General features: G+C 64.4%; 12 protein-coding genes. 5 read left to right on the plus strand and 7 right to left on the minus strand.

Annotated features, from left to right (window positions below; genetic code table 11):
• Window positions 1–234: 234 nt before the first annotated feature.
• Window positions 235–618: a hypothetical protein gene (locus WAN71_RS25840; RefSeq protein WP_422228050.1), complete on the plus strand. Its 384-nt coding sequence runs from the start codon at window positions 235–237 to the stop codon at window positions 616–618.
• Window positions 619–662: 44 nt separating this feature from the next.
• Entirely contained in the window at window positions 663–1,370 is a 708-nt protein-coding gene (locus tag WAN71_RS25845; RefSeq protein WP_422228051.1) for a cutinase family protein, read from the plus strand.
• Between the two features lie 2 nt (window positions 1,371–1,372).
• Here the strand turns inward: WAN71_RS25845 and WAN71_RS25850 are convergent, their stop codons facing one another.
• Entirely contained in the window at window positions 1,373–2,356 is a 984-nt protein-coding gene (locus tag WAN71_RS25850; RefSeq protein WP_422228052.1) for an SDR family NAD(P)-dependent oxidoreductase, read from the minus strand.
• A gap of 5 nt (window positions 2,357–2,361) precedes the next feature.
• Complete coding sequence (locus tag WAN71_RS25855) at window positions 2,362–3,576, minus strand: cytochrome P450 (RefSeq protein WP_422228053.1); 1,215 nt, start codon at window positions 3,574–3,576, stop codon at window positions 2,362–2,364.
• A 90-nt stretch (window positions 3,577–3,666) separates the two neighbouring features.
• Between WAN71_RS25855 and WAN71_RS25860 the strand changes: the two genes are divergently transcribed.
• Together WAN71_RS25860 and WAN71_RS25865 are read left to right on the plus strand one after the other, a co-directional pair.
• The gene (locus WAN71_RS25860; protein ID WP_422228054.1) at window positions 3,667–4,296 is read left to right on the plus strand and encodes a TetR/AcrR family transcriptional regulator; all 630 of its coding nucleotides are present in this window, start codon (window positions 3,667–3,669) and stop codon (window positions 4,294–4,296) included.
• 81 nt (window positions 4,297–4,377) lie between these two features.
• A complete protein-coding gene (locus WAN71_RS25865; RefSeq protein ID WP_422228055.1) occupies window positions 4,378–5,049 on the plus strand; it encodes a hypothetical protein in 672 nt (223 codons plus the stop codon).
• A gap of 32 nt (window positions 5,050–5,081) precedes the next feature.
• Here WAN71_RS25865 and WAN71_RS25870 read toward each other — a convergent pair whose 3' ends face one another.
• Together WAN71_RS25870 and WAN71_RS25875 are read right to left on the minus strand one after the other, a co-directional pair.
• Window positions 5,082–5,657, minus strand: coding sequence for a TetR/AcrR family transcriptional regulator (locus WAN71_RS25870; protein WP_422228056.1), 576 nt, complete (start codon window positions 5,655–5,657; stop codon window positions 5,082–5,084).
• A complete protein-coding gene (locus WAN71_RS25875) occupies window positions 5,654–6,217 on the minus strand; it encodes a TetR family transcriptional regulator (protein ID WP_422228057.1) in 564 nt (187 codons plus the stop codon). Before WAN71_RS25875 ends, WAN71_RS25870 begins: the two co-directional genes overlap by 4 nt.
• Before the next feature lie 786 nt (window positions 6,218–7,003).
• Between WAN71_RS25875 and WAN71_RS25880 the strand changes: the two genes are divergently transcribed.
• Window positions 7,004–7,630 (plus strand): hypothetical protein, encoded by a 627-nt coding sequence (locus tag WAN71_RS25880; RefSeq protein WP_422228058.1) that lies wholly within the window; start codon window positions 7,004–7,006, stop codon window positions 7,628–7,630.
• 187 nt (window positions 7,631–7,817) lie between these two features.
• Here the strand turns inward: WAN71_RS25880 and WAN71_RS25885 are convergent, their stop codons facing one another.
• The 3 genes from WAN71_RS25885 to WAN71_RS25895 all read right to left on the minus strand — a co-directional run bounded on the left by WAN71_RS25885 (window position 7,818) and on the right by WAN71_RS25895 (window position 9,834).
• Window positions 7,818–8,624, minus strand: a complete 807-nt coding sequence (locus tag WAN71_RS25885; RefSeq protein ID WP_422228059.1) for a L,D-transpeptidase — start codon at window positions 8,622–8,624, stop codon at window positions 7,818–7,820.
• A 174-nt stretch (window positions 8,625–8,798) separates the two neighbouring features.
• A complete protein-coding gene (locus WAN71_RS25890; protein ID WP_422228060.1) occupies window positions 8,799–9,287 on the minus strand; it encodes a polyketide cyclase in 489 nt (162 codons plus the stop codon).
• A gap of 97 nt (window positions 9,288–9,384) precedes the next feature.
• On the minus strand, window positions 9,385–9,834 hold the full coding sequence (locus tag WAN71_RS25895; RefSeq protein ID WP_422228061.1) for a hypothetical protein: 450 nt from the start codon (window positions 9,832–9,834) through the stop codon (window positions 9,385–9,387).
• Between the last annotated feature and the right edge of the window lie 148 nt (window positions 9,835–9,982).

The following is a 9,982-nucleotide window of genomic DNA, read 5'->3' on the forward strand; positions in this document are numbered from 1 at the left end:
CCCACCTCCGGCGGCACCGCCGCCCGCTGCTCCGGCGCCGCAGATGCCGCCGATGGTGATGTACCTGCGCCTGCCGTTTGTCACGATCCCGATTCCGATCAACCCGCCGCCGCCACCACCGCCGCCAGGGCCGTAGCAGGCGGTTGAAGGTTGGCTGCGCGCAACTGGGCGTGGCGCAGTTCGCCCGTTATGCGCACACTGGGTGGTATCGGGGTGAGCTGCCAGGAGGCCGCAATGGATGACAACGGTCGGTTCGGATTCGATCCCGACGACTTTGATCGGGTGTTTCGAGATGCCAGCGAGGGACTACGCGAGGCATTGGACGGGATCAGCCGGTTTTTCACTATGCCCGGCGACCGAGCCGGGTGGTCAGGGCTGCTCAACGACCTGGCCCGGCGGATGCGAACCAGGCCCGAAACCGCTGGCGAGGCCGGTGACGGTGTCTGGGTCATTTACACCATGAGCACCGATGGCGGCGCGCGGGTCGAAGAGGTGTACGCCACCGAGCTCGACGCGCTGCGGGCCAACCAGAGCAACACCGACGCCACCCGCAAAGTCCGATTCCTGCCGTACGGCATCGCCGTCAGCGTCCTGGACGGTTCAGAGGAAGCGACCTAGCCGCCACGTGACACGGTCGGGGGTACCGGGCAAGAATGTTGACCATGTGCCCGCGTCAGATTGCTCGTTTTGTCATTGCCGCCCTTGTCCTCGCCAGCGGGTTGCTGTGCGCGCCCATTCCCATCGCGGCTGCGCAGCCCTGCCCCGACGTCGAGGCGGTGTTCGCCCGGGGCACCGGCGAGCCGCCCGGTGTCGGCGGGATCGGAGAGCCATTCGTCGACCAGCTGCGCTCCGCGGTCGGTGCCAAATCGCTCGACGTGTATCCGGTCAACTACGAGGCCAGCAGTGATTTTGGCGACCGGATTCAGTTCGCCCAAAGCGTGGTCGACGGGATCAAAGACGCGGGCGGTCATATCGAGGCCACCGCGGCGAACTGCCCCAAGACCCGGATCGTGCTCGGCGGATACTCCCAGGGCGCGGCCGTGGCCGGCTTCGTCACGTCGGCTTCCGTACCGGCGGGGATACCGGCCGAATACGTACAGTTCCTCCCCAAGCCGCTGCCGTCGGAGGTGGCTAACCACGTCGCTGCGGTGACGCTCTTCGGAACGCCGTCGGCTGAGTGGCTGCAAAACTACGGCGCACCGGCGATCACCATCGGACCGCTGTATGCGCCCAAGACTCTCGAGTTGTGCGCTGCCGGTGACAGCATCTGCGATGGTTCTGCCGGGGGGGCGCCGAGCGTCGCGCACGCGGAATACCCGGTGAATGGCATGACAGCCCAAGCCGCGGACTACGCCGCGAGCCATCTGTAGCTTCAGTCGGGCTGGCTCGCCATGATGGTGGCGAACAGCGTGCTCATCTCGTCAGCGGGACTGCCCGGCACGGTGTAGTCGGACTCGTCGCGGATCTCTTCGAAATGATCACGCACATCCTCGACCGATAGCGCGGGACTGTAGAAACCTGTCGTCCTGCCGATGAAGAACCGCGCGACGTGTCCGGCGCCTACCGTGTAGATCTCTCCGGACACCGGGCAGTCCCGGTGCGTCAGAAATGCCGCCACCGGAGCCACTAGGGCCGGGTCGAGCTTCTGAAGATATTGGGCCACAAGGTCATCCAAGACCGCTTGCGCCGACGCGCTATTTTCGACGGCCTGCTGGCCGGTTGCGCCGTCGATGGAATGTGCCAGCATCCGGGTGTAGGCGATCGGGGCGATGGCATTGACTTTGACGTTGTGGTCGGCTCCTTCGGCGGCCAGCACCCGGGTCAAGCCGATCAACCCGGTCTTGGCCGCGCCGTAGTTGCTCATCCGCTCGGCGCCCAGGATTCCCGCGGCAGAGCAGGTGTTGAGGATTCGGCCGTAGCGCTGCTCGCGCATCACCTTCCACGCCGGCCTGGTCACGTAGAAGGCGCCTTTCAGGTGCACGTCCAACAGCGGTGCGAGCCGGTCGGCGGTGGTGTCCTCGAACGGCGCGTCGCTGACGATGCCCGCGTTGTTGATCACGATGTCCACACGTCCCCAGGTGCGCAGCGCGGTGTCGATGATCGCCTGTCCGCCTTGCGGACTGGTCACGCTGTTGGTGTCGGCGACGGCCTCTCCGCCTTGGCCGCGTATCTCGTCTGCGGTGGCGTTTGCCGCGTCCATGCTCGAGCCAGTCCCGGTCACCGAACCACCGGTGTCGTTGACGACGACGCGCGCGCCGCGTGACGCCAGCAGCAGCGCGTAGTGCTTACCCAACCCGCCACCGGCGCCGGTGATCACCGCAACCTGTTCGTCGAACCGCATGTCGTTGGAACTCATCAGCCTCACCAGGTGACTGGTAGCTCCTTCATGCCGTAAATGTCGGAGTCTTTGAATTGCAGTGCATCCGGCGATACTGCTAGTTGCAGTCCGGGTAGGCGTCGCGCCAGGGTGGCGAACGCGACTTGCATTTCGACTCGGGCCAGGTTGGCTCCGATGCATTGGTGCACGCCATAGCCGAAACCCAAGTGCCCGCGGGCATTCCGGTCGATGTCGAGAGCCTCTGGCTTCTCTACGAATTCGCTGTCCCAGTTTCCAGCGGGCAGGTTCATCAAGACCTTGTCTCCGGCACGGATCACCTGGCCGCCGATCGTCAGGTCTTCGATCGCCACCCGGTCGACTTGAGCGTGCACGATGGTGAGATAGCGCATCAGCTCTTCGATGGCATTGGCGATCACGGCTGGATCGTCGGTTCGGCCCAGCCGTGCGAACACATCGGGATGCTCAAGCAGCGCAACAGTTCCCAACGAAATCATGTTTGCGGTGGTTTCGTGTCCGGCTTGCATCATGATCACCGCGTTCATGGCGGCGGTCTCGCGGTTGAGTTCGCCGGTCGCGACGTAGTCCGTGACGAGGCGGCTGATCAAGTCGTCGCCGGGCTCGCACTCTTTGCGCGTCACCAACTCCTGTATGTAGCCAAACATTGTCGCGAAGCCCTGCGCCTTTTGCTCTTCGGACGTCGTCGTAGCCAATCCAACCGTGGTGTTTTGCTGGAAGAGCCCGAGGTCTTCGGGCGGCACACCCAGCAGCAGCGCGATCACCAATGACGGTACGGGCAAGGCGAAGTCGCGCACGATATCGGCCGGGGGCCCATTGTCGATCATCCTGCGGAGGAATTCGTCGACCATTTCCTGAATCTGCGGGCGCATCGCTTCGGTACGCCGGAAGGTGAATTGGCTGGTCATCATCCGCCGCAACCGGTGGTGCTCAGGATCGTCGGTTCGCGCGAAAATCACCGGCGTGCCTTCATCGCTGGACGGTCTGATGGCGGACGAGATGGTGTCGGCAGACAGACGTGGATCGACCAGCGCGGCTCTGATGTCTTGGTAGCGGCTCACGATCCAGGTCGGCTGGCCTCCCCACAATGCCCGTCGCAGCCCGGGCTCTTCTCGCCAGTTGACGAATTCAGGCGGGGGATGAAGCGGACATTGCGCGGCCCGTCGGACCGGGATGACCGGAAGCTCCGTCTCGTAGCAGGAATCGGAAGTTGTTGCCGTCACGAATGTTTCCCCATAAGTGTCAGATGGCTGTCAATTATCCGAGCGTAGAGCTCAGCTAACCGGCGGTCAACTGTCAGTTACGCTGTGGCTATGACTGCGGTTTCCGACCGGCCGTTGCGAGCGGATGCGGCGCGCAACGCCGAGCGGATCCTGCGCGCGGCGCGCGACGTCTACGACGAGCTGGGGCCGGAGGCGCCCATCGAGGCGATCGCCCGTCGGGCAGGAGTCGGTGAGCGAACGCTCTATCGCAGGTTTCCGACCAAGGCCGAGCTGATCCGGGCCGCGCTGGATCAAAGCATCGCCGAGCACCTCACGCCGATGATCGAGGCCGTCCGGCGCGCCGATGACCCGCTGCGCGGTCTCGCCAAACTGATTGACGCGGCGATATCGCTGGGTGCTCGCGAACACAACCTGCTGACCGCAGCGCGCCGAGCCGGGTCACTGACCCCCGACATATCGACCTCGCTGTATGAGGCGCTCAGCGAGCTGACCCGTCGAGGCCAGCAGGCCGGCGTTGTCCGCGCCGACCTGGTCGCCGATGATCTGCCGCGGCTGATCGCGATGCTGCACAGCGTGCTATGGACGATGGATACCGACAGTGACGGCTGGCGTCGCTACGTCGTGTTGATACTCGACGCGATATCGACCAACGACCGACAACCGCTGCCTCGGGCGGCCACCCTTCGCTTTGCACCCGTGTCCAGTAGCTGGCCCATGTAGCAGCTGACGGAAACTGGTCGTCGGACCCCCATAGTTACAGTTTCGTGACTATTTCTCGATTTGCCCGTAAGGTGCTTCCTCGTGGGCCGACATCGATTAGCCAGCCACCGGCGAAAATCGCCATTAGTCGTGGCTGCGATCGCTGCCCCGGCCGCCGCGTTCCTTGCTCTCGGCGGAAGCGCCCATGAATCCACCCCCGCAGGCGACGCCGATTCAGATGCGGGTGACGCTGCGCCGTGTTGTGTGCAGGTCATGGCGGCAGCAGCGGCCGCATCGTCGTGGACACAGTCCAGCGTGAGTGCCGGTCCCGGCGAGATGGCGCCGGCATCGAGGGCATCACGATGGCGAGTCGTCAATCGAGATGCTCCGCGCGTGCTGCCCGTAGGGGTCGCTCCGGAGCGGGGGCTACAGGTCAAGACGATTTTGGCCGCGCGCAGCATCAGCGCGGCGTTCCCCGAGATCAAGAACATCGGCGGCGTTCGCCCCGACGCGAAGCGTTGGCATCCCAACGGTTTGGCGCTCGATGTGATGATCCCCAATCCCAGTAGCGCTCAGGGCATAGCGCTGGGAAATGAGATCGTCGCGTTCGCGCTGAAGAACGCAGCTCGTTTCGATTTGCAAGATGCGATCTGGCGCGGCACTTACTACACCCCGACCGGGACATCAGGATCTGGGTACGGCCACTACGACCACGTCCACATCACCACCCATGGCGGTGGATACCCCACCGGCGCGGAAGTCTACGTCCGCTAAGCGGTCTCAGCGTTTTCTGATAGTGCTGCAGGCTACGACGCTGCCGGCCCGGTAAGCAGCTGTCGGATCACCGGTGCAGCCCAGCGGCAGAGTTCCTCGCGGCTCAGGCTGGCCACCGGCGGGTTCGCCAGCACATAGCGGGTCATCGCGAGCCCGATGACGAAGGCGCCGGTCAGCCCTGCCCGCTGCACGGGATGGTCCGGGGTAGCGGTGACCAGCTTGGGGGCAATCTGTTGCGCGAAGACCTGCCGTAGCGTGTCGGCCGCGAGTCGGCTCGTCATCGCCGCCCGCAACAGCGCCACGAACGTTTCGTCCTCTTCCCACACCGCGAAGAATCGCTGCAACAGAATGTTCGCGACGTCGTCGGGATCGCGGCCCGAAAGATCTGGCAGTTCGATCGCGAAATCGGCTGCTGCGGCGAATAGGTTCTGCTTGCTGCCGAAGTAGCGGATCACCAGCGCCGCATCCACTCCGACGTCCGCCGCGACGGCGCGCAAGGTTGTGCGTTCATATCCTTGCGCCCCGAAGCGGCGACGTGCTGCGGCCAAGATGTCGGCGCGGGTTCGGCCGGCGTTGCGAGGTCGCTGTCGACTGGCGGGGGTGATCACGACGGCGCCGGCCCGACCAGAAGCTGGCGAAAGACCGGGCCGGCCCACCGGCTGAGCTCTTCACGGCTGAGGTTGGCCACCGGCGGATTCGCGAGAACGGTTCTGGTTGCGGCAAGCCCGATCACGAACGCGTCCGTCACCGCGATGCGCTTCATGTGGTTGTCCGGGGTGGCACCCATCAGCGTGGGCGCGACGTGGGTAGCCAGCGTCTGGTTCAAGGTGTCGGCCGCGACCCGGCTCGTCATTGCCGCGCGCAACAGCGCCAGGAATGTGTGGTCGTCCTCCCACACCGCGAAATACCGGGGCAGCAGCATGTCCGCGACGTCGTCGGGGTCGGCATCACCCAGGTCGGGCAAGTCAATCCTGAATTCGGTGGCCGTCGCGAACAAGTCCTGCTTGCTGCCGAAGTAGCGGATCACCAACGCCGCATCCACGCCGACATCCGCCGCGATAGCGCGCAACGTGGTGCGCTCGAACCCTTCTGCCGCAAATCGACGGCGGGCAGCGGCCAGGATGTCGGCCCGCGTTTGAGCAGCATCGCGAGGGCGCGTCTCTGCCATCCTGAAACTCTATATGTCACCCACCGTTGACAACCGCTGAGGGCGGCGCGTACCTGCCAAGTCATCGGGTGTTGACAAAAGTCATCGACCGTTGAAATGAGCTTTCTACGCAGGGCAGGTGGTCCCCATGGCCGACGGCATCGGACCACGCAGCTGCCTGTCTGCGCTCAGACCGAACCATGCGGCGGTGGCGCTCGTGATAGCGAGTGAGGCGTCTTCGTGCCCGGGTTCACACAGCTCGTGGCGGGCGCCGAGGACGGCCGTGCCGTCCGCGTGCCGAGGGGCGCATGTGGACGGCGCGGCGTTTCAAAGGCGGCAGCGGTGCCGGCAAGCAATATGTTCGTAGAAGGTCAATTTGCTTGCCCAATAGGGGGTCGTCGTCCCAGTCGACCCATTCGGGTAGTGGCGTTGCGGGCATGTCGCCGCGGATCGATGCCTCGTAGCCCGGCTGTCCGCCTGTCCGCCTCGTCCAGTTCGGGTCGCCGCGATTGGCTCGTGATCGCCGGATACCCATGATCACCACGACTGTCAGACCGGTCACAGCCAGGCAATAAGCATCACTTTAAGCAGGGTCAACCACATGTCTTCACCCTGCACCCGTCAGCCTGGCCGAAAATCACTTTTTGGTAGCGAACGTCACTATTTGGAAACGACGCGGTGCGGCGCGGCTCGTGTTCCACACGGGTCTACTAACAATTGAGCCGGAGTTTAAGGACGACTTAGGTACGGCTATGCGGTTTGCTGCACCTTTTGCTTGCAGACATACCTGAGCGCGAATGAACGCGAATGAAGGAGTGGACGTCAATGGCGATCTTGATCAAAGCGGTTGCCGGCGTTGGGTTGTGCGGAGCTGCTATAGCCTTTAGCCCGGCCGCGGCAGCCACCCCGTTCGTGACGGGCGGCTACGCGTGTATCCAGGGAACGGCGGGCGAAACTGCACCGGCGGCAGTCGCGGGCGGAGCGGGAGCCGCCGCGGGCGCAGCGGGAGCCGCCGGCGGCCCGGTAGTCGCGGAGACGTGTATTCCGCCTGCGGCTGCTAGCGCTCCAATCGCTGACACAGCGGGCGCAGCAGCAGCTGCGCCGCTGCCGGTTGGTGCTCCAGTGATTGCTCCGGTGCCGGCGGGCGCCCCGGTTGGTGCTCCAGTGCCGGCAGGTGCACCAGTGCCGGCAGGTGCACCAATCCCGGTGGGCGCGCCGGTAGGTGCACCGGTGCCAGCTGGTGCTCCGGTGGCTGCGCCGTTGCCGGCGGGTGCCCCGCTGATTGCGCTCGGGCCGGCGGGTGCGCCGGTGCCGGGAGGCGCCTTACTCACCGATACGGCTGGCCCCCTTGGGGGTAAGGGTGCGTGGACGGGTCCGGCGCCCGACGGCGGGCCTGCGCCCGGTCAGCCGATCACGCCCGGTCCTACGGCCTAGGGCGCGGGCGTGAGCTGAGGCTGGCCCTCTTTCGGATTGTGCGGACCCCGCTGGGTTATCACCAGCGGGGTCCGTTGCGCGGCAAATGACGACGGGTCATCGAGTCAAGGCTTGACCCTGGGCACCCGACAGTAAAGCACTTGCACGACAAGCGACTTGAGGCGTGGGCCGACGGCTGTCGCTACTGCTATTCCTGCACAATCACCGGGTCGCCGATGTTGACGTTGTTGTAGTACCACTCAGCGTCCGCGGGGCTCAGGCTGATGCAGCCGTGGCTGACATTCTCAAACCCGAGTGAATTGATAGCCCACGGAGCTGAATGCACGAAGAGACCACGGCCGCTGATACGGACGGCATAATCCACCGGAACCCGATAGCCCTGGGGATCGGTGATCGGGATGCCGACGCTGCTCGAATCCATAATCACCGCGCGGTCTTTGGACAAGACGGTGTAGAGGCCGGCGGGTGTCGGAAACTGCGGCCTACCCATCGAGGCCAACATCACTCCCTCTTCTCCCCGGTGGGGTAGGTGGTGCGGTGCTGGTCGTGGATGCGGCGGTCCGGCCCCGACGCCGTCGACGCTGACGGTGAACGTGTGATCTGAGATATCGGCAAGGCCGAGGACGGCAGGACCCGTCTTGATCTCCGTAGCCAGTCCGCCCACTAAGAGTGTCACCGTGCTGTGCGCCGGCCAGAATCGATCCGGGACCCACTGCACAACCTCGTTGTCGAGCCATTCGAATTTGCCGGTCATGGCGGGCGCCGATTTGACTGCAATGGCACGCTCGGCTGCGTGTCGGTTTGCCACCGGCGCGCTGAACGTCACCACAACGGGGTGGGCCACACCCACCACCTGGCCCGGCGTTGGTAGAACCGATGCAATGGCGGACCTATACGACTGGTAAACAGCCGCCGGGCTTATGCCGGCCGGCCCCGCAAGCACGGCCGCAGCGGTCAGAATCAACGCAAGAAGACACCGAACGACCGCCCGCATGACTCCGACCCCTTTTAGTTGACACGGTTCTAATCGGGATCGTAGGGGTGCCATGAAGGGTGGAAGCGCAAGGGCGCGTTAGCAATTCGATCACGCCTTTGTCACGTTTTGACTACAGCGAGTTTGAATCGCGTTGCGACAGCGCTGATGACGGATGCAGCGCGAGCCTGCGACTTAGCCGGTACCTTGGGCCGTGGCTAGATCAGACAGATTCTTCAGCGAATTCTCGAGGTGCGCGGAATCGAACGGCGGGAATTGAATGTGCTCACGGAGGTCAGGCGCAACTGCCGACCAGTCATAGGTAAGAGTCACGTGAGCTTCAGACGATCCGACGCTGCGTATGTCATAACGCCAAATCCAGCCGCCGAATGAGAGATTCCCGTCTCCTGCGGCGTCCTGGCCGGGCTCCCAGGCGATGGCGTGCGGACGGTCGCACAAGACCACCTTGTTGGCCATCTCATAGTTCTTGTTGGGGTGGCCGTCGTGGTACATCGCGACCCTGAAGATCTGGCCGATGCCCGTCACCGGCTTGCCGTCGATAGATTCTCTTACCCAACCTGTCCCGTCGATGGCGGAGTGAGTCGTGGGGTCCGCCAGTATGGCGAACACTGTTTCGGCCGGTGCGGAGATGGTGATCGTGGCGATCACGGTGTCGTTGGTCATGTCAATACAGACTCCGGTTGGCCAGAGAAATCATCACGCCGAGCCGATACGGCAACCGCGCGGGCGGAGAGTCCGCGCCAACACCCAGCCCGCGATCTCAGCTGTTGGAGGCTCCGCAGCTGGGGACGGTGTGATCGTTGGTGATGCCGTGCAGGTACCAGTTGTTGTTCACGTTCACCAACCTGACCGTGATCTGCGACGCCGCCGCGGCGTGCTTGGTGTTGTCGGCGTTCACGTACCAGAAGTGGTTGTAGGTGTAGCAGACGTTCAGCGCGGCCGCGCCTTCCTTGACCGACTGCACGTCGACAGTCCTGAGCGTGAGGCCGTCGTTGTAATGGCTCGTCTGGTCCTGGGCGTCGTACTCGCCCTGCCTGCCCATTCCCTGTGCCGCGCTGCGCAGCGTGTCGACCTGATCGCCGACCAGATTCGGATCGGCGACGGCAAAGAACTGCTTGGCGGCTTTGCCCGCCTGGGCATGGTCAGCGTTGTAGGCGCTCATCGCCGGCCAGATGTCGTGGGTGTACCGGTCGATGATCTGCTGGTTCACGCTAGGTTCCGCCTTCGCGGAGTTGCTGGGAGAGCCGCACGCCAGGATGGCAACTATCGGCACGAGGGCGACGGCGAGTTTCATGGCAGCCTCAGAATATCGGTGGTCCCATGGCCTGCGACCGCATCGACTCTGACCGGCTCACCGG

The organism is Mycobacterium sp., assembly GCF_049280035.1.
GTDB lineage: Bacteria > Actinomycetota > Actinomycetes > Mycobacteriales > Mycobacteriaceae > Mycobacterium.